This is a genomic window from Acidovorax sp. LjRoot66 (genome assembly GCF_964253305.1).
Classification (GTDB): domain Bacteria; phylum Pseudomonadota; class Gammaproteobacteria; order Burkholderiales; family Burkholderiaceae_C; genus Acidovorax.
This window is the reverse complement of record NZ_CAXUQU020000001.1, coordinates 1,141,440-1,167,604: the sequence shown is the minus strand read 5'-3', so window position 1 is coordinate 1,167,604 and position 26,165 is coordinate 1,141,440. Positions and strand designations below refer to the sequence as shown.

26 protein-coding genes and 1 pseudogene are annotated in these 26,165 nt (G+C 67.3%); 8 read left to right on the top strand and 19 right to left on the bottom strand.

Annotated features, from left to right (window positions below; genetic code table 11):
• The first annotated feature begins 175 nt into the window (after positions 1-175).
• The 3 genes from ACSQ3Y_RS05555 (at position 176) to ACSQ3Y_RS05545 (ending at position 2,532) form a co-directional block, all read left to right on the top strand.
• Positions 176-790, top strand: a complete 615-nt coding sequence (locus ACSQ3Y_RS05555) for a phasin family protein (RefSeq protein WP_057200024.1) — start codon at positions 176-178, stop codon at positions 788-790.
• 246 nt (positions 791-1,036) lie between these two features.
• The gene (locus tag ACSQ3Y_RS05550; protein WP_057200023.1) at positions 1,037-1,699 is read left to right on the top strand and encodes a TetR/AcrR family transcriptional regulator; all 663 of its coding nucleotides are present in this window, start codon (positions 1,037-1,039) and stop codon (positions 1,697-1,699) included.
• Positions 1,700-1,758: 59 nt separating this feature from the next.
• Positions 1,759-2,532: a tetratricopeptide repeat protein gene (locus tag ACSQ3Y_RS05545; RefSeq protein WP_057200022.1), complete on the top strand. Its 774-nt coding sequence runs from the start codon at positions 1,759-1,761 to the stop codon at positions 2,530-2,532.
• A gap of 24 nt (positions 2,533-2,556) precedes the next feature.
• Here the strand turns inward: ACSQ3Y_RS05545 and ACSQ3Y_RS05540 are convergent, their stop codons facing one another.
• A complete protein-coding gene (locus ACSQ3Y_RS05540; protein WP_057266383.1) occupies positions 2,557-3,324 on the bottom strand; it encodes a type III pantothenate kinase in 768 nt (255 codons plus the stop codon).
• A 192-nt stretch (positions 3,325-3,516) separates the two neighbouring features.
• Between ACSQ3Y_RS05540 and lysM the strand changes: the two genes are divergently transcribed.
• The gene (gene lysM, locus ACSQ3Y_RS05535) at positions 3,517-3,999 is read left to right on the top strand and encodes a peptidoglycan-binding protein LysM (protein WP_057200020.1); all 483 of its coding nucleotides are present in this window, start codon (positions 3,517-3,519) and stop codon (positions 3,997-3,999) included.
• 63 nt (positions 4,000-4,062) lie between these two features.
• On the opposite strand, the gene ACSQ3Y_RS05530 is transcribed toward lysM, so the two are convergent.
• The 8 genes and pseudogenes from ACSQ3Y_RS05530 to ACSQ3Y_RS05495 all read right to left on the bottom strand — a co-directional run bounded on the left by ACSQ3Y_RS05530 (position 4,063) and on the right by ACSQ3Y_RS05495 (position 12,098).
• Positions 4,063-4,473: a rhodanese-like domain-containing protein gene (locus ACSQ3Y_RS05530; protein WP_369818153.1), complete on the bottom strand. Its 411-nt coding sequence runs from the start codon at positions 4,471-4,473 to the stop codon at positions 4,063-4,065.
• 201 nt (positions 4,474-4,674) lie between these two features.
• Positions 4,675-5,175: pseudogene (locus ACSQ3Y_RS05525) on the bottom strand (MBL fold metallo-hydrolase); the annotation flags it as partial.
• A gap of 66 nt (positions 5,176-5,241) precedes the next feature.
• Positions 5,242-6,186 carry a YgjP-like metallopeptidase domain-containing protein gene (locus ACSQ3Y_RS05520; protein ID WP_436180087.1) on the bottom strand — a complete coding sequence of 315 codons (945 nt, stop codon included), beginning with the start codon at positions 6,184-6,186 and terminating at the stop codon, positions 5,242-5,244.
• An 18-nt stretch (positions 6,187-6,204) separates the two neighbouring features.
• Complete coding sequence (locus ACSQ3Y_RS05515) at positions 6,205-6,963, bottom strand: lysophospholipid acyltransferase family protein (protein ID WP_057200240.1); 759 nt, start codon at positions 6,961-6,963, stop codon at positions 6,205-6,207.
• Between the two features lie 69 nt (positions 6,964-7,032).
• Positions 7,033-7,602, bottom strand: a complete 570-nt coding sequence (gene gmhB / locus ACSQ3Y_RS05510; protein ID WP_436176663.1) for a D-glycero-beta-D-manno-heptose 1,7-bisphosphate 7-phosphatase — start codon at positions 7,600-7,602, stop codon at positions 7,033-7,035.
• Between the two features lie 35 nt (positions 7,603-7,637).
• Positions 7,638-9,770, bottom strand: a complete 2,133-nt coding sequence (gene glyS / locus ACSQ3Y_RS05505; protein WP_436176662.1) for a glycine--tRNA ligase subunit beta — start codon at positions 9,768-9,770, stop codon at positions 7,638-7,640.
• 23 nt (positions 9,771-9,793) lie between these two features.
• Positions 9,794-10,714, bottom strand: coding sequence for a glycine--tRNA ligase subunit alpha (glyQ, locus tag ACSQ3Y_RS05500; protein ID WP_057200239.1), 921 nt, complete (start codon positions 10,712-10,714; stop codon positions 9,794-9,796).
• 313 nt (positions 10,715-11,027) lie between these two features.
• Complete coding sequence (locus tag ACSQ3Y_RS05495) at positions 11,028-12,098, bottom strand: asparaginase (RefSeq protein ID WP_057200016.1); 1,071 nt, start codon at positions 12,096-12,098, stop codon at positions 11,028-11,030.
• A 154-nt stretch (positions 12,099-12,252) separates the two neighbouring features.
• Here ACSQ3Y_RS05495 and ACSQ3Y_RS05490 point away from each other — a divergent pair, with 154 nt between their 5' ends.
• The gene (locus ACSQ3Y_RS05490) at positions 12,253-13,164 is read left to right on the top strand and encodes a LysR family transcriptional regulator (protein WP_057200015.1); all 912 of its coding nucleotides are present in this window, start codon (positions 12,253-12,255) and stop codon (positions 13,162-13,164) included.
• Between the two features lie 51 nt (positions 13,165-13,215).
• Here the strand turns inward: ACSQ3Y_RS05490 and fabB are convergent, their stop codons facing one another.
• The 9 genes from fabB to ACSQ3Y_RS05445 form a co-directional block, all read right to left on the bottom strand.
• Positions 13,216-14,430, bottom strand: a complete 1,215-nt coding sequence (gene fabB / locus ACSQ3Y_RS05485) for a beta-ketoacyl-ACP synthase I (RefSeq protein WP_057200014.1) — start codon at positions 14,428-14,430, stop codon at positions 13,216-13,218.
• The gene (gene fabA / locus ACSQ3Y_RS05480; protein WP_057200013.1) at positions 14,427-14,957 is read right to left on the bottom strand and encodes a 3-hydroxyacyl-[acyl-carrier-protein] dehydratase FabA; all 531 of its coding nucleotides are present in this window, start codon (positions 14,955-14,957) and stop codon (positions 14,427-14,429) included. Before fabA ends, fabB begins: the two co-directional genes overlap by 4 nt.
• Positions 14,958-15,125: 168 nt before the next feature.
• Complete coding sequence (gene lnt, locus ACSQ3Y_RS05475) at positions 15,126-16,757, bottom strand: apolipoprotein N-acyltransferase (RefSeq protein WP_436176661.1); 1,632 nt, start codon at positions 16,755-16,757, stop codon at positions 15,126-15,128.
• Entirely contained in the window at positions 16,757-17,632 is an 876-nt protein-coding gene (locus tag ACSQ3Y_RS05470; RefSeq protein WP_057266387.1) for an HlyC/CorC family transporter, read from the bottom strand. The genes lnt and ACSQ3Y_RS05470 overlap by 1 nt, the downstream gene beginning before the upstream one ends.
• Before the next feature lie 122 nt (positions 17,633-17,754).
• Positions 17,755-18,486 carry a GNAT family N-acetyltransferase gene (locus tag ACSQ3Y_RS05465; RefSeq protein WP_057200010.1) on the bottom strand — a complete coding sequence of 244 codons (732 nt, stop codon included), beginning with the start codon at positions 18,484-18,486 and terminating at the stop codon, positions 17,755-17,757.
• A 278-nt stretch (positions 18,487-18,764) separates the two neighbouring features.
• On the bottom strand, positions 18,765-19,721 hold the full coding sequence (locus tag ACSQ3Y_RS05460) for a hypothetical protein (protein ID WP_436176660.1): 957 nt from the start codon (positions 19,719-19,721) through the stop codon (positions 18,765-18,767).
• Positions 19,718-20,551, bottom strand: coding sequence for a hypothetical protein (locus ACSQ3Y_RS05455; RefSeq protein WP_436176659.1), 834 nt, complete (start codon positions 20,549-20,551; stop codon positions 19,718-19,720). The genes ACSQ3Y_RS05460 and ACSQ3Y_RS05455 overlap by 4 nt, the downstream gene beginning before the upstream one ends.
• Entirely contained in the window at positions 20,548-21,447 is a 900-nt protein-coding gene (locus ACSQ3Y_RS05450; RefSeq protein ID WP_436176658.1) for an ATP-binding cassette domain-containing protein, read from the bottom strand. Before ACSQ3Y_RS05450 ends, ACSQ3Y_RS05455 begins: the two co-directional genes overlap by 4 nt.
• A gap of 43 nt (positions 21,448-21,490) precedes the next feature.
• The gene (locus ACSQ3Y_RS05445) at positions 21,491-21,973 is read right to left on the bottom strand and encodes an Lrp/AsnC family transcriptional regulator (RefSeq protein ID WP_057200007.1); all 483 of its coding nucleotides are present in this window, start codon (positions 21,971-21,973) and stop codon (positions 21,491-21,493) included.
• Between the two features lie 166 nt (positions 21,974-22,139).
• Here ACSQ3Y_RS05445 and ACSQ3Y_RS05440 point away from each other — a divergent pair, with 166 nt between their 5' ends.
• From ACSQ3Y_RS05440 to ACSQ3Y_RS05430, 3 genes are all read left to right on the top strand, one after another.
• A complete protein-coding gene (locus tag ACSQ3Y_RS05440) occupies positions 22,140-23,081 on the top strand; it encodes an esterase/lipase family protein (RefSeq protein WP_428002602.1) in 942 nt (313 codons plus the stop codon).
• Positions 23,082-23,100: 19 nt separating this feature from the next.
• The gene (locus ACSQ3Y_RS05435; RefSeq protein WP_436176657.1) at positions 23,101-24,096 is read left to right on the top strand and encodes a lipase secretion chaperone; all 996 of its coding nucleotides are present in this window, start codon (positions 23,101-23,103) and stop codon (positions 24,094-24,096) included.
• 130 nt (positions 24,097-24,226) lie between these two features.
• Positions 24,227-25,195, top strand: coding sequence for a Bug family tripartite tricarboxylate transporter substrate binding protein (locus ACSQ3Y_RS05430; protein WP_057200006.1), 969 nt, complete (start codon positions 24,227-24,229; stop codon positions 25,193-25,195).
• A 33-nt stretch (positions 25,196-25,228) separates the two neighbouring features.
• On the opposite strand, the gene ACSQ3Y_RS05425 is transcribed toward ACSQ3Y_RS05430, so the two are convergent.
• Entirely contained in the window at positions 25,229-26,125 is an 897-nt protein-coding gene (locus ACSQ3Y_RS05425) for an esterase/lipase family protein (RefSeq protein WP_436176656.1), read from the bottom strand.
• Positions 26,126-26,165: the final 40 nt, after the last annotated feature.

The following is a 26,165-nucleotide window of genomic DNA, read 5'->3' as shown; positions in this document are numbered from 1 at the left end:
CCCAAGCGCATCGCCGACCGATTCAGCACAAACCCGCGCAGCCTTAGACGCTGCGCTCTACGTTTTTAGGAGCGCGCGCCTACACCTGGCCTGCCGCGCGGCGTACAGTTCGGCCATGCGCCAAAGCCAACCGGCACTGGCAACCCCCACTATCCACCCGCATACCGGAGGCCCCATGGTCAAGAAACTGCAGAAACTCAGCGCCGACAACAAGAAGAGCAACGCCCAGCTGTCGAGCACCGTCAAGGACTCGGCCCAGCAGATCTGGCTGGCGGGCCTGGGTGCCTTCTCCAAGGCCCAGGAAGAAGGCGGCAAGGTGTTCGAGTCCCTGGTCAAGGAAGGCCTGTCCATCCAGCGCAAGACCCAGGCCGTGGCCGAAGAGAAGATCTCCGAAGCGACGAGCCGCGTGACCACCATGGCCAGCGACATCGGCTCCAAGGCCCAGGGCCAGTGGGACAAGCTCGAGAACATCTTCGAAGACCGCGTGGCCAAGGCCCTGTCCAAGCTCGGTGTCCCCTCGGCGCGTGACCTGGAAGCCCTGACGGCCCGCGTGGACGCACTCACCAAGGGCGCCGGCAAAGCGGCCGCGACCAAGGCACCTGCCAAGGCCGCCGTGAAGGCAGCAGCCCCCGCGAAGAAGGCCGCTGTCAAGAAGGCAGCCGCTCCCCGCAAGGCCGCCGCCAAGCCTGCAGCCAAGGCCGCGCCCGCCAAGAAGGCCGCAGCAGCCCCTGCCAAGAAGGCCAGCGCCAAGGCCGCAGCTTCCGCCTCGGCACCCGCCGCCTCCAACTGACCTTCTGCCAGCGGCCCGCCCGCTGCGGCAAGCGGCTGACACGCCTTGTGCGTGCCAGCCGCTTTTGCGTTGTGGAGCGCTTCGGGCCATGGGCCGCGCTCTCTGCGCGGGTGGCCGCAGCCGGAACGTCAACACGTTCCAAGGACATGCCAATATTGATGCAGTGCAGCATCTGCGGCTCGGTTAGAGTAGGCCCCAGAGACATACCAACACCGATCCAAAACGACGCGAAGAGGGCCCGCACACATGGTGAAGAAAGCGCCGCGACGCACCGCAGAACGCATTCTGGAAGTCACGCTGGACCTGTTCAACCGGTTTGGCGAACCCAACGTCTCCACCACCCTGATCTCGGCCGAGCTGCGCATCAGCCCCGGCAACCTGTACTACCACTACCCGGCCAAGGACGAGTTGATCAATGCGCTGTTCGACCGCTACGAACAGTCGCTGACCGAGCTGCTGGCTGCCGCCGATGGCGTGCGCAACGTGGAGGACGCCTGGTTCTTCATGCACACGCTGTTCGAGCTGATCTGGCAGTACCGCTTCCTGTACCGCGACCTGAACGACCTGCTGTCCAAGAACCGGCGCCTGGAAACGCATTTCCAGGCCATCCTCAAGAACAAGACGCGGGCCGTGCGCGCCATGCTGGACGGCATGGGCCGATCGGACGCGCTGCACATCGACACGCGTGAGCTAGAGGCCACCGCGACCAGCATGGTGGTGGTGCTGACCTACTGGCTGAGCTTCGAGTACGTGCGCGACCCGCGCCGCGCGCTGGAGCCCGAGAGCGCCCAGGCAGCCCTGCTGCGCGGAGCCCACCACGTGCTCAACCTGCTGATGCCCTACCTGGAAAGCGGGCAGCGCGCACACCTGCTGGAACTCGTCGGCGCCTATGCCACCGCGCCGGGCTAAGCGCCAGGGCGCCCTGTCCACACCCTACACCCGACCCCAAGAACCACAGGAGACACACCATGGCCAAATGGACCCCTTTTCCCCATGCGGGTGACTACAGCTTCGATGCCACGAGCGTGAAGAAGCACTGGGCGCGACTGCACAGCGGCGACGCCGAACCCTGCCCCAAGGATCCGGCCGTGCTGCAGGCCTGGGCGCTGTTCCACAGCGGTGATTTCGAGAAGGCGACGGCCGCCGGCCTGGCCGCTGGCGGCCCCGGCATCACCGTGGCCAACAAGGCCACGGCCATCTACGCCAACTACCTGGAGCAAAAGGAAAAGACCCGCCTGGACCTGTTCACCCAGGTGGCCGAGCGCGCCGAAGCCCAGGCCGGCGAAGACCCGAACAACGCCAACGCCTGGTACTGGCATGCCTATGCCCTGGGCCGCTACAGCCAGGGCATCAGCGTGGCCAAGGCCCTCGCCCAGGGCCTGGGCGGCAAGGTCAAGGAATCGCTGGAAAAATCCATTGCCCTGGCACCCAAGCATGCCGACGCCCGCATTGCGCTGGGCGCTTTCCACGCCGAGGTGATCGACAAGGTGGGCTCGCTGATCGGCGGCATGACCTATGGCGCCAAGAAGGACACGGGGCTCAAGCTGTTCCAGGAGGCCCTGAAGCTCAACCCCGGCTCGGCCATCGCCATGGTGGAATACGCCAACGCGCTGGTGATGCTCGAAGGCGACAAGAAGATGAAGGAGGCGACCCAGCTCTACGAGAAGGCCGCCGCCTGCGAGTCCGCCGACGCGATGGAACGCCTGGACGTGGAAATGGCGCGCGCTGAACTGGAAGATTGAAGCTGCCGGGCGACGCCCCGGCGCTCAGTTGGCGAAACGGCGCGAGGCGATCTCCAGCAGGCCGTCAAAGATCAGGTTGTCCACCAGCTCGAAGGGGCGCGTCATGCTCGGCGCCATCTTCCAGCCGGCGCCGCCGGTCATGATGCAGGCCGGCTCCTCGCCGCAGTGCTGGATGACATGCTGCACCATGCGCTCCACGGCACCGGCGATGGCGTAGGTGCCGCCGCTGGTCAGTGCATCGCTGGTGTTGGTGGGGAACATGCGCACGTCGCCCGTGGGCACGTGCAGGCCGGCGGTGCCTGTTTCGAGTGCGCGCAGCATGATGCCGTGGCCCGGCAGGATCAACCCACCCAGAAAGCGCCCGTGCGCATCGATGCACTCCACGGTGACCGCCGTGCCCACCATCACCACCACCAGCGGCCGCGCAGGGCCCTGGGCCAGCACGTGGTGGCGCGCACCGATCATGGCCACCCAGCGGTCCGAGCCCAGGCGCGAGGGGTGGTCGTAGCCATTGACCAGCCCCGCCTCTTCGTCGGATGAGACCACCCACTGGGCGCCCACATCCCAGAGCTCCATCTGCTCCTGCACGCGGCGCTTGGCGGCATCGCCCGCCACCACGCAGCCCAGCATGCGCTCGGGCGCTGGCAGGGCTGCCCAGCTGCCTTCGGCGAGCTTCTCGATATGGTCCAGGAACTCGGCGCCATGCGCCAACAGCGCAGCCCCGGGGCGGTGGGCGTCGTACAACGCCCATTTGAGACGGGTGTTGCCGACGTCGATGGCCAGAAAAGTCATGCGGCGGATTATCCCGAGTTTTGGCCATGCGCACTTGGTGCATTTGCCAAAGGCAGCAGCGCAGCTCGTCGCCCCGGCGACAGCGGTACCTGCCAATGTGAAAAATCGTGTCGCGCGCCCGTCTTACACCAGGGTGTCGCACTTTGCCGCTACAGTGGCCCTTCCTGTTTCTGCAACCTTAGGAGATACGACATGGGTCTTTTCAGTTTCATCAAGGAAGCCGGCGAAAAGCTGTTCGGTGGCAAGGAAGCACAGGCCGCCACGGCCGCCGCTCCATCGCCGGACGAACTCAACGCCAAGGCCGCCAAGGCCATCGAGACCTACATCGGCACGCAGAACCTGGGCGCGACCAACGTGCAGGTGGCGTTCGATGGCAGCCAGGGCAAGGTCACCGTCAAGGGCGACGCCCCCACGCAGGCGGCCAAGGAAAAGATCACCCTGTGCTGCGGCAACGTGGCCAGCGTCACCAGCGTCGAGAACCTGATGAACGTGACCAACCCCGAGCCCGAAGCCCAGTACCACGACGTGGTGCGCGGCGACACGCTCTCGGCCATCGCCAAGAAGTTCTACGGCGATGCCAACAAGTACCCCCAGATCTTCGAGGCCAACAAGCCCATGCTCACGCACCCCGACAAGATCTACCCCGGCCAGAAGCTGCGCATTCCGCCACTCTGAGCGCACAGCGCTCCCCAACGAACAGCGGGCCACATGGCCCGCTTTTTTCATGGAGCTGTGTCTTCAGCCCTGACGCCATGGCAGGCCGCGGTAGCGCCAGCCGCCCTTGCGCCCGCGGTGGGCTTGGCCATCGGCGTCGCCCTCGAAGCCTTCGAGAATGTTGTAGGCCGTAATGCCCAACTCCGTCGCACGCTTCGCGGCCGCCACGGAGCGCACGCCGCTGCGGCACAGCAATACAACGCGCCCGCCTTCGGGCACAGCCAGGCGAATCTGCGCATCGAAATCGGCATTCATGGCCATGCCGGGCCACTGCTTCCAGGCCACGGGCACGGCCCCCGGCACTTGGCCCACCCATTCGCGCTCGGCATCGCTGCGCACGTCGACCAGCACGGCCTGGCCGTCCTGCACCCACTGCCAGGCCAGCGCCGGTGACACGTCGCCGGCATAGCCCTCGGCCCCGCGCGGCGCCTGCAGCGCCGCGCCATCGGCGTCCTGGCGCTGGCCCGAGTGCTGGTTGGCGGGCACGGCCTCGTCCATGCGGCGCGGACGCGGCAGGTTGAGCGAGTCCATCAGGGCCACGAATTCTGCCTCGCTGCGGCCGGCCACGCGCGCATTGCCGGCCTTTTCGGCAGCGATGCTGCTGTGGCTACGGCCCTGGTAGTCATGGCCGGGCCAGACGGTGGTGTCGCCCGGCAGTGCGAACAGCACGCCGGTGATGCTGCGGTACAGCTCGGCCGCATCGCCCGACTGGAAGTCCGTGCGGCCGCAGCCGTTGATGAGCAGCGCATCGCCCGTGAACACATGGTTGCGCCAACGGTAGGACATGCTGCCAGCCGTGTGGCCGGGCGTGTGCAGCGCCTGCAGCGTCTCGCCGCCGAAGGCCAGGGTGTCGCCATGCTGCAGCTGCACGACCGCCGTGCCGATGTCGCAGCCTGCGGGCACCGCGGTCTGCGCGCCCGTGTGCTCCGCCAGGCGGGCGGCGCTCGTGATGTGGTCGGCATGGGTGTGCGTCTCCAGCGTCCAGCGCAGCGTGAGTCCCAGGGACTGCAGCGCGGCCAGGTCGCGGTCGAGCTGCTCGTCCACCGGGTCGATGATGACGGCCTGGCGGGTAGCGGGGTCATGCAGCACGTAGGTGTAGGTGCTGGAGGCGGGATCGAAGAGCTGCAGGGGAATCATGGTGGGCCTGAATGCGGTGGTTTCCGCCATTTTGCCGCGCCCGGTTTCGCCCCGCCCTGCGCGCGCTCAATCCCAGAGCGGTGCTGGCTCGTCGCGCAGGTGGTTGCGCAGGGCCGCATAGTCGGGCACCACGGTGGCCACCGTGTCCCAGAAACGCGGGCTGTGGTCCATCACGCGCAGGTGGGCCAGCTCGTGCGCCACCACGTAGTCGATGACCGCAGGCCGGTAGTGCAGCAGGCGCCAGTTCAGGCGGATGGAGCCGTCGGCCTTGGCGCTGCCCCAGCGCGTCTGCGCGCTCGACAGGCGCAGGCTGGTCCAGCGCACGCCCAAGAGCGGCGCAAAGTGCTCCAGCCGCTCGGTGAAGTGGCGCTTGGCATCGCGCATCAGCCAGGCCTGCACGGCATCGCGGATCTGCGCAGGCCCGGCGCTGTGCGGCAGGCCGATGTGCAGGCGCGAGGCCAGCGGTGCATCCGGGTCCTCGGCTGCGGCGATGGTTTTGAGCTGCCCACCACGGCCGCTGAAGCCGTGCGCGGGGTCCAGCACCACAGTGACCGGCCGGCCCAGGTAGGGCAGCACGGCGCCATCCGCCCAGACGATGCGTCCGCCTTCCATGCGCTGCTGGCGCTCACGCGCCTCGCCGAGCTTGCGCACGATCCACTCGGACTTTTCGCGCAGCGCCGCGTCGATGGCGCCCAGGGTGACCCAGCTGGGGGCGCGCACCGAGAGGCCGTCCGGGCCCACGCTGAAGCCGATGGTGCGCCGGCGCGCGCGCTGCAGCGCATACGCCACCACGGCGTCACCCAGCAGCAGTTCGCGTTTGGCCTCGGGGTGGCGGAATTCGGCGGGAGACAGCAGCGAAGGCAGCGGGACCGCAGGCGGACCCACGGGCCGGGGCGGTGCGGCCACGGGAACCCTGGCCGCCGGCGGTGGCTCGACCGCCTTGGGCGCCGGTGCGGGGCTGGCAGGCGGAGTGTCGAAGAAGTCCAACGCCAGTTGCACGAGCCGCTGCATCATGGGAATGGGGTCCGATCAGGGCGCCGTCAGTGCGGCTGCGGGATAGGCCTCGGGGTCGAGGCGGCGCATTTCGGCCTCGATCCAGTCCTCGACCTCGCGCATCAGCTCTTCCGGCTCGCGCCCCACGCTGGAGATCGGCTTGCCGATGGACACATCCACCACACCGGGGCGCTTGACGAAGGCCTTGCGCGACCAGACCTTGGCCGAGGTCACGGCAATCGGCACCACCGGTGCACCGGTGTCGATGGCCAGGCGGGTGCCGCCGGTCTTGTAGGTGCCCTTCTGCCCGCGCTCGATGCGCGTGCCTTCGGGGAACATGATGATCCAGATGCCCTTGGCCAGCAGGTCCTTGCCCTGCTCCACCACCTTGTTGAAGGCCTGGGCGCGCTGGCTGCGGTCAATGTGGATCATGTCCAGCCGGCCGATGGCCCAGCCGAAGAAGGGGACGTACAGCAGCTCCTTCTTGAACACGTAGGCCAGCGGGTGCGGCATGATCGTGGGCATCAGAAAGGTCTCGTAGGTCGACTGGTGCTTGACCAGCAGGATCGCCCCCTCGTGCTCGCCCTGCGGCAGGTTCTCCATGCCCGTCACCCGGGTGCGGATGTCCAGCAGCACGCGTGCGCCGCTGATGCACAGCGACAGCCATGCGGCCGCGATGCGGTACAGCGGCAGGCCGCGCACGCCGAAGAGCGTGCCCAGCATGATGGCCAGCGCATAGGGCATGACGGTGGTCGCCATCCAGAGCAGGTGAATGATGGAGCGGATCAGGGCCATGGTGAAAAGGTCTTGCGATGGGTGCCGCCGCAGCAAAGGCGTGTGGCAGGCACCAAGGGGCGCTGAGGGTCAGACCGCCATCAAAGGGATGGCGGCCGGCAGCAGCTGCTCGACGAAGGCCGCCAGGCTCGCATGCACCTGCGTGCCGGGGGGATAGCCGGGCGGCAGCGCCTGGCCCGGCACCACGCCGGCGGAGCTGCCCGTGCACACCAGGTGCACTTGCGCACCGAGCGCGGCGCCGGCCTGCAGGTGTGCCAGGCAGCTGCCCACCACCTGCACGTCATTGCGCTCCACGCCATAGCGGTCGCTGATCTGCTCAAGCAGGCCCGGGCCGGGCTTGCGGCAGGCGCAGTCTTCGTCAGGCGCATGGGGGCAATAGAACACGGCGTCGATGCGCCCACCCACGGCCGACAGCTGTTTGTGCATCTTGGCGTGGATGGCGTTGAGCGCCACCACGTCGAACAGCCCGCGCCCCAGACCCGGCTGGTTGGTGGCCAGCGCCACATGCCAGCCGGCGTGGTTCAGGCGTGCAACGGCCTCGAGCGCGCCGGGAACGGCCGTCCATTCCTCGGGCGAAGTGACGAAGTCCTCACCCAGCGGGTTCAACGTGCCGTCGCGGTCCAGGATGGCGAGTTTCATGGGGGTCCCCTTGTGACAGACGCCAGCCTAGCAGGTCACGCCGCCAGGCGGGAGAGGTCGGCTACCCGGTTCATCGCATCGTGCAGGCTCTTGAGCAGGCCCTGGCGGTTCAGGCGCAGGTCCATCTGCTCGGCGTTCACCATCACGTCGTCGAAGAAAGCGTCCACCGGGGCGCGCAGCACGGCCAGGGTCTGCAGCGATGCCGTGTAGTCGCCCGCGTCGAACTGCGCGTTGGCCTCGGGCACGAAGCGCTGCAGTGCCGCATACAAATCCTGCTCGGCCTTTTCCTGCAGCAGCTCGGGGTTGACGTGGGCATCCACCTCGCCGGCCTTTTTGAGGATGTTGGCCACGCGCTTGTTCGCGGCGGCCAGGGCCGGGCTTTCGGGCAGCGCGGCAAAGGCACGCACGGCGGCCAGCTGCTTTTCGACCAGTGCCAGGCGCTGCGGGCGCAGGGCCAGCACGGCGTCGACTTCCTGGGCGCTGTAACCCTGCTCGCGCAGGCTGCCGGCCAGGCGGTCATAGATGAAGTCGGCCAGGGCGGCCGAGGCATCGGTGATCTTGTCGCCGAAGGCCGGAACGGCGCCGGCCAGCAGGGCGCTCAGGTCCAGCGGCAGGTCTTTTTCGACCAGCATGCGGATCACGCCCAGCGCATGGCGGCGCAGCGCGAACGGGTCGCGGTCGCCCGTGGGCAGGTTGCCGATGCCGAACATGCCGACCAGGGTTTCAAGCTTGTCGGCCAGGGCCACCACCACGCCAGCGGTATTGCGTGGCAGCGTGTCGCCGGCAAAGCGCGGCTTGTAGTGGTCTTCGATGGCATCGGCCACCACCTCGCCCAGACCGTCGTTGAGCGCGTAGTAGCGGCCCATGGTGCCCTGCAACTCAGGGAACTCGCCGACCATGTCGGTCACCAGGTCGGTCTTGGCCAGCATCGCGGCCTGATCGGCCTGCGCCACCAGGGTGGCATCGCCCAGTTGTTCGGCAATGGCCTTGGCGATGGCACGCACACGCTCCACGCGCTCGCCCTGCGTACCGAGCTTGTTGTGGTAGACCACCTTGGACAGACCGTCCACGCGCGAGGCCAGGGTCTTCTTGCGGTCCTGGTCGAAGAAGAACTTGGCATCGGCCAGGCGCGGGCGCACCACGCGCTCGTTGCCGCCGATCACGAAGCTCGCGTCCTCGGGGCTGATATTGCTCACCACCAGGAACTGGTGCGTCAGCTTGCCTGCGGCGTCCAGCAGCGGGAAGTACTTCTGGTTGGCCTTCATGGTGAGGATCAGGCACTCTTGCGGCACGTCGAGGAATTCCTGCTCGAACGCGCAGGTCAGCACGTTGGGGCGCTCGACCAGGGCGGTCACTTCGTCGAGCAGCGCATCGTCCTCGATGGGGCGGGCACCGTTGCCCACCTGGGCGGCGGCGGCGGCCAGTTGGCGCGCGATCTCGGCCTTGCGCTCGGCGAACGAAGCGATCACCGCTCCGTCCTTGTGCAGCGTGGCGGCATAGCTGTCGGCATCCTTGAACACCACAGGCGACACGGCCGCCTCGAAGCGGTGGCCCAGGGTGCTGTTGCCGGCTTTCAGGCCCAGCGCCTTCACGGGCACCACGGTGCTGCCATGCAGCGCCACCAGGCCATGCGCGGGGCGTACGAAGTTCACGCTGGTCCAGCCGGGCAACTCGCAGTCGGACTCGAGCTGGTAGCTCATGACCTTGGGAATGGGCAGCTTGGCGATGGATTCCAGAAGTGCCTTCTGCAGCCCCTCTTCCAGCGTGGCGCCAGGCACCACGCTGTCATAGAACAGCGCCTCGGCCTTGCCGTCGGGGGCGCGCTTCAAGGCGGCCACGGCCGCTGCCGGGTCGGACAGGTCCGCGCCCAGGGCTTGCAGCTTCTTGAGCAGTGCGGGCGTGGCGTTGCCGCTGGCATCCAGGCCCACCGTCACGGGCATGAGTTTTTGCTGCACAGCCTTGTCGGCGGCCTTGCCGGCCACGGCCGTCACGTGCGCGGCCAGGCGGCGCGGCGAAGCGAATGCCGTCACGGCGGATGCGGGCGTGGCCAGGCCCTGGGCCTTGAGCTGCTCGGCCAGCACGCTGGCGAAGGCATCGCCCAGCTTCTTGAGCACCTTGGGAGGCAGCTCTTCCACAAACAGTTCGACCAGAAGATTTTGCGTTGTCATTTTTCAGGGGCTCCGGCGGTGGCTCAGGCGGCTTTCTTGGGCATTTGCTCCACCCACTCGCGGGGGGCCATGGGAAAGCCCAGGCGCTCGCGGCTCTCGTAGTAGCTTTGCGCCACGGCGCGCGCCAGGTTGCGGATGCGGCCGATGTAGGCAGCACGCTCGGTCACGCTGATCGCCCCGCGCGCATCCAGCAGGTTGAAGCTGTGCGCAGCCTTGAGCACCTGCTCGTAGGCCGGCAGGGCGAGCTGCTGCTCCATGAGGTGCTTGGCCTGCTTTTCGTGCGCATTGAAGGCGGTGAACAGGAAGTCGGCGTCGCTGTGCTCGAAGTTGTAGGTGGACTGCTCCACCTCGTTTTGCTTGTAGACGTCGCCATAGCTCAATTTCGAGCCGTCCGCTCCCTCGGTCCAGGTCAGGTTGTAGACGTTGTCCACGCCCTGCAGGTACATGGCCAGGCGCTCCAGGCCATAGGTGATCTCGCCGGTGGCGGGCTTGCAGTCGATGCCGCCCACCTGCTGAAAGTAGGTGAACTGCGTCACTTCCATGCCGTTGAGCCAGACTTCCCAGCCCAGTCCCCAGGCGCCCAGGGTGGGGTTCTCCCAGTCGTCTTCGACGAAGCGGATGTCGTTCTTCTTGAGATCGAAGCCCAGCGCTTCGAGCGAGCCCAGGTAGAGCTCCAGGATGTTGGCCGGTGCGGGCTTCAGAACCACCTGGAACTGGTAGTAGTGCTGCAGGCGGTTGGGGTTCTCGCCGTAGCGGCCATCCTTGGGGCGGCGGCTTGGCTGCACGTAGGCGGCTTTCCAGGGCTCGGGGCCAATGGCGCGCAGGAAGGTGGCGGTGTGCGAGGTGCCAGCGCCCACTTCCATGTCGTAGGGCTGCAAAAGGGCGCAGCCCTGCGCGTCCCAGTAGGACTGCAGCTTCAGAATGATTTGCTGGAATGTCAACATGGCGTCTGTGGCGCTGGCGGACCAGGGCCGGGCAAAGGGGGATGAAAAAGCCGAAGGCGCGCAGCAGACAGGCCCGAGGGGCTTTGCAGCGTGCGCGCAAAACCCGTGATTTTACGGCGCTGCAGCAAGCCTTCGCTCGCAAGGCTCCAGTAGGCCATGGCAGAGCAACAAAACCCCGCACCAAGTACAAAGGCCGGGGCCCTTTTGGAGCCCCGGCCTTTCCAACCAGTTGCGCGGGCAGTCAGCCGGTGCGCACCGGTGGCCGCCCATCAGGGCGACCGGTCAGCGCACGCGTGGTGCGCCAAGTCAAAAATCAGTATTCCCAGAAGATGCGTTGCAGCTCTTTGCTGTCGTTTGTTTTCGTCAAAGCGACCATGGCCAGGATGCGGGCCTTCTGTGGGCGCAGGTCGTGGGCCACCACCCAGTCGTACTTGTCGTCGGGCTGCTCGGCATTGCGCAGCACAAAACCATCGGGCACACGGGCCGAGCGCACGATCTGCACGCCCTGGGCGCGCAGCGCCTGCAACGAGGCCACGGCCTGGGCCGCCACCGAGCCATTGCCGGTGCCGGCATGGATCAGCGCCTTCACGCCGGCCTTGCCGTAGGCCTCGATGCCGGTGCTGTTCATGTTGCCGTAGCCGTAGACGATGTCCACTGCGGGCAGGGCCTGGATCTCGTCGATGTTGAACTCGGACGCCGTGGTGTGGCGCTTGACCGGCGCGCGGAACCAGTAGTTCTTGCCTTCCACCACCATGCCCAGCGGGCCCCACTGGCTCTTGAAGGCCTCGGTCTTGATGTTGATGGTCTTGCTGACGTCGCGGCCGCTCTGGATCTCGTCGTTCATGGTGACCAGCACGCCCTTGCCGGCGGCGTCCTTGCTGGCGGCCACGCTCACGGCGTCGTACAGGTTCAGCGCGCCGTCGGCCGAGAGGGCCGTGCCGGGGCGCATGGAGCCGACGACCACGATGGGCTTGGCGGTGCGCACCACCAGGTTCAGGAAGTACGCCGTTTCTTCGAGCGTGTCGGTGCCATGCGTGACGACGATGCCGTCCACGTCGGCCTGCTTGGCCAGGGCCGAGACGCGCTTGCCGAGTTGCAGCAGGTGCTCGTTGGTGAAGCTTTCCGAGGCGATCTGGAACACCTGCTCACCCGTGACACGGGCCACGCCCGTCAGTTCGGGCAGGCCGGCCAGCAGCTTGTCCACCGGCACCTTGGCCGCCGCATAGGTGGCGCTGTTGGCCGCCGACGCGCCGGCACCGGCGATGGTGCCACCGGTGGCCAGCACCACGACATGGGGGCGGGCGGCCTGGGCCATGGCCACAGCCGAGGCAGCGGAGAGCAGCAGGCCGGCAAGCCAGCGGTGCATGGGGTGGGAAATGCGCATGACGGAAATCTCCAGACAGTTGTTTTGAAGAGGCTTGCCAACAGACTTTGCTGCTGCGCCCTCACCCGCTCGTTGGCGGTGCCGGATCGTATGAGAGACTTGCGCACAGCAACAGGGAATAATCAGCCACCTCTTGTGAATTTCACTCATACCCATGAACCTGCGCCAACTCGAGGTGTTCCAGGCCGTGCTGCAAACCGGCAACATGAGCGCGGCAGCGCGCCTGCTGTGCATCACCCCCTCGGCCGTGAGCAAGGCCGTGGCGCACACCGAGCTGCAGCTGGGCTACCGCCTGTTCGTGCGCACGCCGGCTGGCCTGACGCCCACACCCGAGGCCCAGGTGCTGGCAGCCGAGTCCAGCGGCATCCACCGCCAGCTCGACGCATTGCGCCGCACCGCGCGCAACCTGGGCACCAGCGACACCGGGGACGTGCGCCTGGCGGCCATTCCCTCCATCACGCACGAATTCCTGCCCCTGGTGCTGCAGGAGCACGCGCTGCGCTACCCGCAGGTGGGTGTGGAGGTGCGCACCATCCACCAGGACCAGATGACGCAGGCGCTGCTCACGCGCAGCGTGGACTTCTGCCTGGGCTTCTACAAGCACCCGCATCCGCAGGTGCGCAGCGACCTGCTGGTCAGCGGCCGCATGTACCTGGCCGTGGCACAGTCGGTGTGGACGCGTGCGCCGCGCGCTGTGACGCCCGCAGCCCGGCTGGCCCAGGTGCCGGTGATCCGGCTCGTGGGCGACGATCCCATGCGCCAGTCCATCGACGAGATCGCCCAGCGCCTGGGCACACCCGCCGGCCCGGGGCTGCAGGTGCAGACCTCGCGCCTGGCGCTGGACCTGGTGCGCCGGGGCATGGGCTGGACGGTGGTCGACTTCCTCACCGCCACCCAACTCGACCCAGAGGCCATGGTGGCCGTGGAGCTGCACGAACTGCCGCCCATGTCGCTGTACTGCTACCACGCACGCGCCCTGCCCCCAGGCCTGCAGGCCACGCGCATGCTGGCAATGCTCCCCGGCTTGTTGCACCAAGCCCTGTCATCCCAGAACCAGAGGGCATGAAAAAACCCGCCCATCCCTTGCAGGATGGCGGGCTGCCGGAGATCGCGCGGATCAGTTATCCCACCGGCGCAAAACGAGGCTGGCGTTGGTGCCACCAAAGCCGAAGCTGTTGGACAGCGCGGTGCGGATCGGCGCATCGCGCGTCTCGCGCACCAGGGGCATGCCCTCGGCGGCGGGCTCCAGGTTGTCGATGTTGGCCGAGCCGGCGATGAAGCCCTGGCGCAGCATCAAAAGGCAGTAGATCGCCTCCTGCACACCGGTGGCACCCAGCGAGTGGCCGGTGAGCGACTTGGTGGACGAGAACGGGGGAATGGCGTCACCGAAGACTTCGCGGATCGCACGCAACTCGGGCACGTCGCCCACGGGTGTGGAGGTGCCGTGGGTGTTGATGTAGTCGATGGAGCCGTCCACCGTGGCGATGGCCTGGCGCATGCAGGCGATGGCGCCGTCACCCGAGGGGGCGACCATGTCGGCGCCGTCCGAGGTGGCGCCGAAACCGACGATTTCGCCCAGGATGGTGGCGCCGCGTGCCTGTGCATGTTCCAGGCTTTCGAGCACCACGGCACCGCCGCCGCCCGACAGCACGAAGCCGTCGCGGTGGGCGTCATAGGCGCGCGAGGCTTTTTCGGGCGTGGCGTTGTAGGCGCTGGACATGGCGCCCATGGCGTCGAACAGCAGGCCCATGCCCCAGCTGACTTCTTCGCCGCCACCGGCGAACATCACGTCCTGCATGCCCCAGGCGATCTGCTGGGCGGCTGCGCCGATGCAGTGCGCCGAGGTGCTGCAGGCCGAGGTGATGGAGTAGTTGATGCCCTTGATGCCGAAGTTGGTCGACAGGCAGGCGGACACGGTGGAGCTCATGCAGCGCGTGACCTGGTAAGGCCCCACGCGGCGGATGCCCTTGCTGCGCAGGATGTCGGCGGCCTCGATCTGGTTGGCGGGCGAGCCGCCCCCCGAGCCCATGATGAGCCCGGTGCGCGGGTGCGAGACCTGCTCGGGCGTGAGGCCCGATTCGGCAATGGCGTTGGCCAGCGAAATGTGGGCATAGGCCGCCGCATCGCCCATGAAGCGCAGCTGCTTGCGGTCGATCAGCTCTTCGAGGTTGATCTGCGGCACGCCGGCCACCTGGCTGCGCATGCCCAGCTCGGTGAACTGGGGCATGGCGCGGATGCCCGGACGGCTCTCGCGCAGCGACTCGGTGACGCTGGCATTGTCATTGCCAATGCACGAGACGATGCCCGTGCCCGTGATGACCACGCGTTTCATGCTGCCTCCCCTGGGGCTGCGCCGGCTTCCTCGCGCTTGAACAGGCCCACGCGCAAGTCGCTGGCCACGTAGATTTCCTTGCCGTCAGCATACAGGCGCGCGTCGCCGATGGCCATGACCAGTTTGCGCTTGATCACGCGCTTGATGTCGATCTCGTAAGTGACCAATTTGACGTCCGGGCCCACTTCGCCGGTGAACTTGACTTCGCCGGCGCCCAGGGCGCGGCCCTTGCCCGGCAGGCGCAGCCAGGTCAGGTAAAAACCGATCAGCTGCCACATGGCGTCCAGGCCCAGGCAACCGGGCATGACCGGGTCACCCTGGAAGTGGCAGGCAAAGAACCAGAGGTCAGGACGCACGTCCAGCTCGGCGCGGACCTTTCCCAGCCCGTGCTCGCCACCATCGCTATCGATGTGCGTGATGCGGTCGAACATCAGCATGGGCGGCAGCGGCAGGCGCCCGCTGTCAGCGTCGAACAGCCGGCCCTCGCCCGAGGCGATCAGTTGTTCGTAGGAAAAGGAATCTGCCATTTTCAGTCGTGCTCCAGAACAGCGGCCACACCGCTTCAAATCATCGTTGTATCCAACACAAGCCCCCGCTTGCGGGCTCTATTATCAAGGCACGGCGAGCCTGTGCCGCGCATTGGCCTGCCAGGGCACTGGGGCACCCCTGCCGCAGCTGACCAGGATCAAGGCCCGCTACTCCCGAAAACCACCGTTTTTCGACCGCACCGCCCGGCCACGCCGACCCGCCCCGAGGGCCGCCACCAGCACGATGGCGGCCGCCAGCAGTGCCAGGGGAACCAGGCCCCAGCGCGACACCCAGAAGGCGTAGGGCGTGATGGCCCAGCCCTGCTGCGCATCCATTCCCCGGCCGTGCACCGCGCCCAGCAGCACGCCACGGGTGTGGCGCTCCAGCTGGTGCGTGACCACGCCCCGATGATCGATGATGGCCGTGGCACCGGTGTTGGTGGCGCGCACCATCGGGCGTTCGAACTCCAGCGCGCGCATGCGGCTGATGTGCAGGTGCTGGTCGATGGCCACCGTATTGCCGAACCAGCCGATGTTGCTGAAATTGACGAACACCGTGGGGGCGCCGGCCGGATCGGCAAAGCGCGCTCCCAGCTCCTCGCCAAACAGATCCTCGTAGCAGATGTTGGGGGCGATGCGCTGGCCCGCAAAGGCAAACGGCGCCTGGCCCAAGCCCCCCCGGTTGAAGTCCCCCAGGGGGATGTTCATCATCTGCGTGAACCACTTGAAGAAGGGCGGGATGAACTCGCCGAACGGCACCAGGTGGTGCTTGTCGTAGCGGTAGGGTTCGGCCAGCCCCGCCCGTGCACCCAGCACCGAGTTGGTGTAGCCCTCGCGCTCATCCCCCAGCGGAATGCCCAGCAGTACCGCCTGCGAGCCGCTGGCATAGCGCTGGGAGATGCCTTCGAGGTAGCCCGGTATCAGCTGCTGCGGCAGCAGGGGAATGGCCGTCTCGGGCGCCACGACCAGGGGCGCGGTGGCACGCTCCAGTTGCTCGCGGTACCACTGCAATGCCATGGGAACACCCGAGCCCGGCTGGAATTTCTCGTCCTGCGGGATATTGCCCTGCAACAACGCCAGTTGCAGCGGGGCCGGTGCGCGCGCCGCAGGGGTGTGGCACAGCTCCACGGCGCAGTGGCGGTCCACCGTGGCCAGACCCAGCACCGCCAGCTCGCCCGCCACCAGGGCCCAGGCGCGCAGGCGGAGCAGATCGCTGGCGCGCGCCTGCACGAGCAGCATGGCGATGGCGGCCGCGACGAAGCACAGGCCGTAGACACCCACGTAGCGCGCCAACGCCGCCAGCGGGCCATCCACATGGGCATAACCGCCGGCGCCCCAGGGAAAACCGGTCCAGAGCCAGCCGCGCGCCATCTCGGCCAGCGTCCAGAGCGCTGCGAACAGCAGCGCAGCGCCTGCACGGTGCACCACGGCCAGCCGGCAGAAGACGCCGAGCGCGAGCGCGTAGTAGCTGGCCAGAAAGGCCGCCAGCCCCAGGATGGCAGCCACCGTGAGCGGCGCAGCCAGCCCGCCATAGGTGTGCATGGAGATATAGAGCCACCAGAAGGTGCCGCACAGCCAGGCGGTGGCAAAGGCAAAACCCAGCAGCGCGCCACGGCGCCCCGTGGGGGCTCCCGCGCGCACTTGCCAGGCCAGCACGGCCAGCGATGCGATCTGCAGCCACCATTGGGGCTGCCCATTCCAGGGCAAGGCCAGCGAGGCCGCCTGCGCGAGCCCCGCCAGCACGGCGATCAGCACGGGCAAGGCAAGTCCGGATCCCTGCGTTCGGTACGCCAACCCCATCAAGCGCCAGCCTGGCTCTCTTCGATCCGCGATACCTTGAACCAGCGCACGGCGCCGCCCTTGGTATGCAGCACCACGAAGTGCAGGCCACCGAGCTCCACCTGCTCGCCACGCTTGGGCACATGGCCCATCTCGTGGGCGATGAGGCCGCCAATGGTGTCGAATTGTTCCTCGGCATCGCTGCCCTGCAGCGTGACCTCGAAGGACTCGGCCACGCGTTCGATGGGCGTGTCGCCGCTCACGCGGTAGGTGCGGTCGGCCAGGGCGAAGATGTCGCCCGCATCCTCGGGGATATCGAACTCGTCCTCGATCTCGCCCACGATCTGTTCGAGCACGTCTTCGATGGTGACGAGCCCTGCCACGCGGCCGAACTCGTCGATCACGATGGCCAGGTGGTTGCGATTGCCGCGAAACTCGCGCAGCAGGTCGTTGAGGCCCTTGCTCTCGGGCACGAACACGGCCGGGCGCAGCAGCGCGCGGATGTTCAGCTCGGGCGCCCGCTGCAGCTTGAGCAGGTCCTTGGCCATCAGGATGCCGATGATGTTCTCGCGCTCGCCCTGGTACACCGGAAAGCGCGAGTGCGCCGTGTTGATGACCAGGTACAGGAGCTCATCGAACGGCGCATCGATGTTGACGAGGTCCATGCGGGGCGCGGCCACCATCACGTCGCCCGCCGTCATGTCGGCCATGCGGATCACACGCTCGAGCATCACGCGCGACTCGGCGCCAATGACGTCGTTGTCCTCGGCCTCGGCCAGCGTTTCGATCAGCTCTTCGGTCGAGTCCGGTCCGGGGTGGATGAACTCGGCGACTTTCTGCAGGAAGGTGCGCTTGTCTTCCTTTTCGGGCAATCGCCCGGGGTGCGGGTCAGACACTGTCTTGGAGTGCAGGACGTGCGGTAGTGGAACAGGCCCCTAGGATAGCGGATTGTTGTGACATCGCCTGTCGTCCTGAGGCCAATCGGCGGTTGCAGGACCGCCTGCCCACGCTGTCCGGCCTATTCGGCGGACTGGTGGCGCGCATGCTGCACGCCGCTGCGCACTTCCTGCACGCTGGCCAGGAAGTCCCAGAACTGCTTGGCCTGGCGCTTGAGCTGGTAGTCCACCTCGGCGAACTGCTGCTCGACCAGTTCGGCCATCCGGGTGTCCAGGCTGGCCGGTGCGATCTGCAGGTAGGCCTCGGACTCCGAGCCGTCGCGGCGCACCTGAGCGCCGGCATTGCGGGCGATCTTGAGCATGGCGGTGTTTTCGGACAGCGCATGGATGAACACCATGTTCACCCCCTCGTTGCGGGCGTGCATCACGGCGCGCTCGAACAGGCGTGCACCGAAGCCTCGGCCCCGGGCCTGCTTGAGCACGGACACGCCGAACTCGGCGCAGTGCTTGTACTCAGGGTGCTCGGAGAACGCCAGATGCGCCATGGCGATGAGCTCCAGGCGCCGGTTGTAGATGCCGAAGATCTCGTCGCGGTTGAAGTCGAGCTGGTCCGCATAGCGGCGGATCTGCTCGTCGTTGGCAGCGTAGCCGAAGCGCAGATAGCGGTCAGCGGGCTCCAGCTGCAGCAGGTGGGCCGTGATGCGCTCGCGGTAAGAAGGGCCGAGCGAACGGATGGGAACCATCACCGGTGGAGACATTTTGTCCTCGCTCTCATGCGGACGCCCCGTGACCGGGCGCAGCATTCCCCGGCCTGCGTCCCAGGATGCCTTGAGCCAGTTTTTGGTAGCGGTCATGCTGCAAATATAAGGGTTTTCCCTAGGAATTTCCAGTGATTTTTGCTGCATTGCAGCAAAATAGTGAGGTGCGTCGAATTCCTTCGAAAAGTGGGATGACATGAAACACAGCCGGCACGGGATGCTCTCCATTTAATAGCAAAACGACCGGCATGCCGGTTGCGCACCAGCCCTGCGAGCCATCCGCCCGGCAGCGCCACGTTAAGCCTGTGGCGCACAGGATGCAAGAGCAACACCCCTGGCCACACGGGGACTGCCCGCTGTTGGCAGCTCGCCGTTCAAGGCATTTGGCGGGCCGGTGTGTCCTCGGCCTGCGATGTATAGGCCGACGACACGGGCACGGGCCTGGGCGCCGCAGCCGGCACGCCGCAGGCGTCAGGCAGGCCAAGGGCATCATCCCTGGCGCTGCTGCGCGCCTTCTCCAGCACGCTCGCACGGTCGACCGACACTGCGACGGAGTCCCCCAGTTGCAGAACCGCGCTTTGGAGGCCCTGGGTCTCCGATAGATCCAGTTTCCCGGCGAGGGCGTCCACCCGCAGTGAACGCATGCCGGCCGCTTGCACCTCCATCGACGCCGTGCCCCGGCGGGTGCGTTCCGCGCACTGGGCCGGGTCCTCGGCCACTGCGGGCACCACCCAGGTGCCACAGGGCCGGCACTGCGTGGACCACAGGTCCAGGTGTGTGACGGTGCCGCGTACGGCGATAGCCTGCCCGGCCACTTCCAGCCGCTCCACGGGGGCTTGCGCTTCGATACGGGCGCGTGCGAGTGCCAGGTGCCTGAACTGGGTGGGCAGAACGATCTGTTCCATCCACACGGCGGGTTTCCCAGGCCGTCTGGGCTGCGCACCGGCAGGCGCCGGCACGTCAGTCCAGTGCAGGACCAGCGTGTCGCCTTCGCGGGTGGCGGTGAGCCCCGGGAATTTTCCGGGCAGCGTCTCCGGACCATCGCCGTCCCCATGGCGCGACTGCACTGTGATCCGCACATCGGGCACATCGTCCAGCACCACGCGCACCGACAACCGCGAGGCATTGTCGCCCGCCTCCTCCAGCCGCAGACCGTTCACGCCCACCAGCGCCCGGGCCTCGACGGTGTAGGCGACGGCGGTGGGCTCCGGCCTCTTGAAGCGATCCATGCCGCTCGTGAACAGCAGCGTCCAGAACAGCAGCAGGGTTCCCAGAAAAAGCCAGCGCCCGCGCCGGGGCGGGGCACGCCGTGGGGCCACGGGGGTGCTCACCGCAGCTCCTTTTCTTTCAGGTGCACATAGGCCTGCAGCCACAGCAGCGCGGGCAGGTCGATCCACAGCAGCGCGTTGATGGCATGGACGCCCGCATCCCGGGGCACGGCCCCGCTCGAAGACCACCAGGCAAACAGCACCTCACCCCGCACACCCGCCACGGAGCACACCAGCGCCGTGAGCACGAACAGCGCAAAGCCCAACGCCAGGGTCTTGAGCAAAGAGGCGCGCGCATAGTAGAGCGAGCCCGCCACGGCAAAGGCCTGCAGGGCCCAGAAAGCGACCAGAAAGCCTGCCTGCTGGGGCACCGGCATGGCCTGCCGGGCGGCCATCTTCGCCAGCGGCACGAAGAGCGCATAGTCCTCGGGCTTGAAGGTCTGCGGCTCCAGGGCCGAGCGCACTGCGATGACCATCTGCTGCACGGGCCAGGAGATCGCCAGGAACAGCAGGCTGTAGGCCAGCGGGTAGGCCATGGCCACCACCACGGCGCACAGCAGCCATTTCTCGAACACCGACGCGGGCCGCATCAATGCCAGCAAGGCCGACTCGCGCTGCGCCATGGCCCCGAAATAGCGCCCGGCGAACACGAAGCCCGTGAGAAACAAGCCCCCAAAGTACAGCGAGACCTGCACCGCGGTTTGGAACGCAGAAAAGCCTGAAACCCCCAGCAAGAACAGCAGCAGCGCGATGTAGAGCATTCCGCACACCAGCAGGTGCGCCAGGTACTGGGGCCGCTGCTCGGCCCACTGGGCCCGCGCAAGGCGCCACCAGCGCGCCCACGAAAAAGTGGGCGATTCCGGGGCGCGCACAGGGATGAATTCGATGTTCATGCCTGCTCCACGGACAAGCCCGTCTGCTGCGCCGGCACCAGCGCCGCCAGCATGCCATCGCGGTTGAGGCTCAGTGCCTTGTAGAGCAGCTCCAGCTGCATCGCCCCGCCAGCCAGCGGAGCCTCTGCATCGGATCGGCAATGCCGCGCCACATAGGCAGTCTGCTGGCCGATGCGCTCCTGGTACAGCAGGTCCTGCGCGGCAGGCAAATCCTGCGCGCCGCTCGCCACGCCGGTGCGCAGCACGCCGGCGAGATCGGCCATGCGCGCCGACAGGGCCAGTTGCCCCTGGTCAATGAACCAGATGTGGCTCAGTATGCTTTCGAGGTCGTGCGCCTGGTGGGTACTGATGAGCACGGCGCGCTCGGCATGCTCGGGGCGCTGCATCAGACGACGGAACTGGCCGCGGCCGACGATGTCCAGCCCGTTGGTGGGCTCGTCCATCAGCAGCAGCGGCGTACCCGTCGCCAGCGCGAAGGCGATCGCCGCCTTCTTCCTCTGCCCCAGGCTCATGGCCTCGAAGCGACTGGCGGTGGGCACCTCGAGCTCGGCCAGGTATTCGCCGAACAGCGCCGTGGAAAAGCGCGGGTAGAACACGCCTTGCGTGTCTGCCAACTGGCCCGTGGTCAGATTGGGCAGGTGGAATTCCTCGGGGACGATGTAGACACTGGCCAGGAAGTCCGCCGCTCGCTGGCGGGGCACCTGGCCCATCACCCGCACCTGCCCGCCCCAGGGCGTGAGCAGCCCGCACAGGAGCTTGAGCAAGGTGGACTTGCCACTGCCGTTGCGCCCGAAAAGGCCGTAGATGCCGGGCTGGCGCACCTCTGCGCAGAACCCCTGGTAGAGCGCGTTGCGGCCGTAGCCGAAGTGCAGGTCGTCGATGGCGATCATGGGCATCCGTGAAACACCTCCCCTGGCATGGGAGCAGGCCCGCGGATTCTCACACGGGCACGGCCGTGGTCGCCTTCACACGGTCCAGCACGAAGCTGGTCTTGCAGTCCTGCACGCTGGGGTGCTTGAGCAGCGTGTCCATGATGAAGCGGCTGTAGTGCGCCATGTCGGCCACCACCACGCGCAGCAGGTAGTCCATCTCGCCCGTGAGCGAGGCACATTCGACCACTTCGGGCCAGGTCTGCACGCTCGCGCGGAACACGTCCATGGGGTTGCGCTTGTGGCTCTCGGTGTGCTTTTCCAGGCGCACGTTGAGGTAGGCGGTGAGCCCCAGGCCCACGGCCTCGGGCGGCACCAGGGCCACGTAGCGCGCGATCACGCCGCTGTCTTCGAGCCGCTTGACCCGGCGCAGCACGGCGCTGGGCGACAGGCCCACCTGCTCGCCGATCACGTCGTAGGTTTCCCTGCCGTTTTCCTGCAAACGGCGCAGGATTGCTCGATCCAGCTTGTCAAGTGCGTTGAAAGCAGTCATGGCGCAGGATTCTACGAAATTGGCGTCGACCGCGATGGCCCTTCACCAAACTCGGGTATGTCCCGATAGTGACACCAGGGGCTGCCAAAGAACAATGAATACCGCAAAAACGAACGGTCGTTCTTTTTTGTGAGAACCAAAAATATCCATCAACGGAGACAAGCACATGACAGGTTTCTTTGGCCACCTTCTGCGGCGACTGGCGCTCGCCGCCACGGTATCAATACTGCTCCTCGGGGCCAGTGCCCACGCACAGGCCGGGTACACGCAGACGCGCTACCCCATCGTGCTGGTGCACGGCCTTTTCGGCTTCGACTCGGCGCTGGGCGTGGACTACTTCTACGGCATTCCCGACGCGCTGCGCCAGGGCGGAGCCAAGGTCTACGTGGCCCAGGTTTCGGCAGCCAACAGCACCGAAGTGCGCGGCGAGCAATTGCTGGCCCAGGTGAAGAACATCCTGGCCATCACCGGCGCAGCCAAGGTGAACCTGGTGGGGCACTCGCATGGCGGCCCCACCGCGCGCTACGTGGCCGGCGTGGCCCCGGGCAAGATCGCCTCGGTGACCTCGGTGGGCGGCGTGAACCGGGGGTCCCGCGTGGCCGACATCCTGCGCGGCGTGGCGCCCGCGGGTTCGGTGTCCGAAACCGTCGCCAGCGGCGCGGCATCGGCCCTGGTGGCGCTGATCAACCTGACCTCGGGCGGCTCAGGCCTGCCGCAGATGCCCACGGCTGCGCTCGATTCGCTCACCACCGCCGGCTCGGCCGCGTTCAACCGCCGCTTCCCGCAGGGCGTTCCCACCGCAGGCTGCGGCAATGGCGCCGAGCTGGTCAACGGCGTGCGCTACTACTCCTGGACGGGTACCAAGACCCTGACCAATGTGCTGGACGCCAGCGACGCGCTGCTGGGCGTGTTGGGCCTGGTCTTTGGCGAAGCCAACGACGGCCTGGTCTCGGCCTGCTCTTCGCGCCTGGGCACCCACCTGGGCGACTACCGCCAGAACCACCTCGATGAAGTGAACCAGCTCGTGGGCCTGCGCGACTGGTTCTCGACCGACCCGGTCACGCTGTACCGCCAGCAGGCCAACCGCCTCAAGGCGGCCGGCCTGTGATTTTGCGATGATCGCCGCCATGGACCGTTTCCCCCGCCCTGCCGTAACCGCTGCCATTGTGCTGGCATTGATGGTCGCGGCCGTGCTCGGGTGGCGTGCCTGGCGGGCCGAGGCGAGCCAGGACACCGGTCCTGGCGCCAGCGCGGCTTTGCCTGCGGCAGGCGCGGCGGCGCCCGCCGGCCACACGGCATCGGCAGCGCTCACACCGGCTTCCGCAGCCCTCGCCGCTGCCCCGGCCGCCTCTTCGACAGCCGGGGGGGCCGACCCCTTGCTGGTGCCCGGCCTGCGCAACACGCTGGAGGCCCTCCTCTTCGAAGCCGGCGAAGCCAGCGATCCCGAAGCGCTCAAGCAACGCCTGGCGCAACTGGTGGGCAAGCATTTCCCCGCCGAACTGGCCACGCGCGCCCTGGCCCTGACCGATCGCTATGTGGACTACCGCGTGGCACTGGGCGCCTTGTCGGCCCCCCGCGACCCCGGTGATCCGCGCGCATTGCGCGAGGCCATGGAGGCGCGCCAGAAGATCCGGCAGCAGCACTTCCAGGACGAAGAGTACGACGCCCTGTTTGCACAGGAGGCCGAACTCGACCGCTACACCCTGGCGCGCCTGGAGATCGCGCGCAATACCCAACTCACTCCGCAGCAGCGTGACAGCGCGCTGCGCGCCACCGAAGCCGAACTCGCTCCCGAGCGCCGTGCCGAGCGCGCTGCGGCCACGGCCCACATGGATGCCGCCGCGCAGACGGCCGCCTTCAATGCCCAGGGCGTGGGCGATTTCCAGCGCCACACGGCGCGCAGCGCACAGTTCGGGGAGCAGGCCGCCCATGCCCTGGCGCAACTGGACCGCGAGGATCAGCAGTGGCAAAGCCGGCTCGACGAACTCAGCCAGGCGCGCAACGGACAGGGCGAGGCTGCGGCGCAAGCCCTGCGCCAGCAGCTGTTCACGCCGGAGGAACTGCAGCGCGTGGATGCCGCCCTGGCGTTGCGTGCACTCCAGGGCGGAATTCCCGTCCGCTGAAGCGGGGCACAGCCAATCGCCTCTTAAGCGCGTTCCACCTGCACAGGCGGTTTGACCACTCGGTAAGTAACAAAGGGTAAACCCTGTACACGTGCATATACTGCGCACTCCGGAAATCAAGAGGATCCCGATGTCGCTCCGTAGCACCTTGTTCAGTGTGGCCCTGGCCATGGCGGCCACCGCCGCCATGGCCCAGACCCCTTCCGCCCCGATGACCATCGTGGTGCCCTACCCTGCGGGCGGCCCTCTGGACACCTCGGCCCGCATCATCGCGGAAGGCGCAGCTGCGCAACTGGGAGCCATCAAGGTGGAGAACAAGCCCGGCGCCGGCGGCGGCACCGGCGCCGACCTGGTGGCCAAGTCACCGGCCGGCAGCAACCAGTTGCTGATGGGCGCCGTGGCTACCCATGCAGTGAACCCCTGGCTGTACAAGAACTTCCCGTACAACGCCATCAAGGACTTCAAGCCCATCGCACTTGTGGCCCGCACACCCAACGTGCTGGTCGTGAACGCGGAGCAGGCAGCCAAGCTGGGCATCAAGACCACGCCCGACCTGGTGCAGTACCTCAAGAAAAACCCCGACCAGGCCAAGTACGGTTCGGGCGGCAACGGCAGCATCGGCCATATCTCGGCCGAGATGTTCAAGTCGCTGACCAACACCAAGATGGGCCACACGCCCTTCCAGGGCTCGAACCCGGCTCTGGCAGCGCTGCAGTCTGGCCAGGTGCTGATGGTGTTCGACAACCTCGCGTCGGCGCTGCCGCACATCCGCTCGGGCAAGCTGCACGCGCTGGGCGTGACCACCCTGAGCCGCAGCGACGCGCTGCCGCAGGTTCCCAGCATCAACGATGCCGTGCAGGGCTTCAACGTCTCGACCTGGTTCGGGCTGTTCGCACCGGCATCGCTGCCGCAAACCGATGCGCAGCGCTACGCGGCGGCCTTCACGGCCGCCATGCAGTCGGCGGCCGGCAAAGAGAAGTTCAAGCAGATGGGCATCACCCCCGAGGAGCTCACGCTGGACGGGTTCGCGCAGTTCGTGCGCTCGGAAAACAGCAAGTACGAGTTCCTGATCCGGGCCGCGAAGATCAAGATCGAATAAGCGGCTGGGCTGGCGCGCCGCGCCAGGGCCAAGTCAGTCCTTGCCGATCTCTGCCAGGCAGGCAGCCATCACTTCGGGGTGCAGTGCCATCTGCACATGCGCCAGGCCGTCGAGGAAGCGGTTGTCCGCCCCCACCAGGGTCGCGGTGCTGGCCGGGAAGACGATGTTGTCGCAGTTGGAGTACCAGCAAGTGAAGCGCTGCGCCCGCCCCTGCGGCTCCACGCTCAGCAGGCCCTTCACCCAGTCGCCTGCCAGGCTCATCTGGCGGCCGTTGACGGCGCGGCTGAAGCGCCCGAGCCACGTGCCGCCGTGCGGCGTACCCAGGGTCAGGATGCGGTGCACGCGCGCATCGGCCGCATGCACGCGCAGCCAGGCGCGCACCGCCAAGCCACCCATGCTGTGGCACAGCAACACCGGTGCCATGCCGGTGGCAGCCGTCACGCGCAGCACGGCGTCATCGATGATCGCGGCATAGTCGTCGATGGAGCCCATCACCGGCTCCAGGTTCACCGCCACATGGGCATGGCCCTGCGCCCGAAGCGGCGCATACCAGGGCAGCCACAGCCCCCGGTTGCACATGAAGCCGTGCACCAGCACCACGCCGCGGCGGCCCGTCGCCTGGCCCGGCAGCCAGTCCCCCACCGCCTGGTGGCGAAACGGCTGGCGCCAGCAGAACACCACCAGGGACACCCATATCTCGGCCCACCAGGCGCCGACCACCTGGGACAGGCGCGCCCGTGGTGCGACTTCGCGCCGATTGAGCCGGTGCATGAGCACGAATTCGATGGCCATCACCAGCCAGAACAAGGCCAGGGGCAACAGCGCACCGGCCAGCGCCCGCGCGGGGGATTGTGGCCACTGCCAGGCCAGCCAGGCGGCTTCAGCCAGCGCCAGAATCAGGAGAAGGATTTTTTGCCCGTGCGCAATCATGATTTGAATGGAGTTGTTTCCCGTCAACGACGCTGTGCAA

Coding starts and splice junctions, on each gene's coding strand:
- ACSQ3Y_RS05515 (WP_057200240.1), bottom strand. CDS start 6,963: ATGGCCCTGATCCGCTCCATCATTCACCTGCTCTGGATGGCGACCACC.
- ACSQ3Y_RS05435 (WP_436176657.1), top strand. CDS start 23,101: ATGGACCGTTTCCCCCGCCCTGCCGTAACCGCTGCCATTGTGCTGGCA.
- ACSQ3Y_RS05465 (WP_057200010.1), bottom strand. CDS start 18,486: ATGACCGCTACCAAAAACTGGCTCAAGGCATCCTGGGACGCAGGCCGG.
- fabB (WP_057200014.1), bottom strand. CDS start 14,430: ATGAAACGCGTGGTCATCACGGGCACGGGCATCGTCTCGTGCATTGGC.
- ACSQ3Y_RS05455 (WP_436176659.1), bottom strand. CDS start 20,551: ATGAACATCGAATTCATCCCTGTGCGCGCCCCGGAATCGCCCACTTTT.
- ACSQ3Y_RS05425 (WP_436176656.1), bottom strand. CDS start 26,125: ATGATTGCGCACGGGCAAAAAATCCTTCTCCTGATTCTGGCGCTGGCT.
- ACSQ3Y_RS05430 (WP_057200006.1), top strand. CDS start 24,227: ATGTCGCTCCGTAGCACCTTGTTCAGTGTGGCCCTGGCCATGGCGGCC.
- lysM (WP_057200020.1), top strand. CDS start 3,517: ATGGGTCTTTTCAGTTTCATCAAGGAAGCCGGCGAAAAGCTGTTCGGT.
- ACSQ3Y_RS05495 (WP_057200016.1), bottom strand. CDS start 12,098: ATGCGCATTTCCCACCCCATGCACCGCTGGCTTGCCGGCCTGCTGCTC.
- ACSQ3Y_RS05520 (WP_436180087.1), bottom strand. CDS start 6,186: ATGCAGCGGCTCGTGCAACTGGCGTTGGACTTCTTCGACACTCCGCCT.
- ACSQ3Y_RS05550 (WP_057200023.1), top strand. CDS start 1,037: ATGGTGAAGAAAGCGCCGCGACGCACCGCAGAACGCATTCTGGAAGTC.
- gmhB (WP_436176663.1), bottom strand. CDS start 7,602: ATGAAACTCGCCATCCTGGACCGCGACGGCACGTTGAACCCGCTGGGT.
- ACSQ3Y_RS05450 (WP_436176658.1), bottom strand. CDS start 21,447: ATGCCCATGATCGCCATCGACGACCTGCACTTCGGCTACGGCCGCAAC.
- glyS (WP_436176662.1), bottom strand. CDS start 9,770: ATGACAACGCAAAATCTTCTGGTCGAACTGTTTGTGGAAGAGCTGCCT.
- ACSQ3Y_RS05445 (WP_057200007.1), bottom strand. CDS start 21,973: ATGACTGCTTTCAACGCACTTGACAAGCTGGATCGAGCAATCCTGCGC.
- ACSQ3Y_RS05440 (WP_428002602.1), top strand. CDS start 22,140: ATGACAGGTTTCTTTGGCCACCTTCTGCGGCGACTGGCGCTCGCCGCC.
- glyQ (WP_057200239.1), bottom strand. CDS start 10,714: ATGTTGACATTCCAGCAAATCATTCTGAAGCTGCAGTCCTACTGGGAC.
- fabA (WP_057200013.1), bottom strand. CDS start 14,957: ATGGCAGATTCCTTTTCCTACGAACAACTGATCGCCTCGGGCGAGGGC.
- ACSQ3Y_RS05545 (WP_057200022.1), top strand. CDS start 1,759: ATGGCCAAATGGACCCCTTTTCCCCATGCGGGTGACTACAGCTTCGAT.
- lnt (WP_436176661.1), bottom strand. CDS start 16,757: ATGGGGTTGGCGTACCGAACGCAGGGATCCGGACTTGCCTTGCCCGTG.
- ACSQ3Y_RS05490 (WP_057200015.1), top strand. CDS start 12,253: ATGAACCTGCGCCAACTCGAGGTGTTCCAGGCCGTGCTGCAAACCGGC.
- ACSQ3Y_RS05540 (WP_057266383.1), bottom strand. CDS start 3,324: ATGACTTTTCTGGCCATCGACGTCGGCAACACCCGTCTCAAATGGGCG.
- ACSQ3Y_RS05555 (WP_057200024.1), top strand. CDS start 176: ATGGTCAAGAAACTGCAGAAACTCAGCGCCGACAACAAGAAGAGCAAC.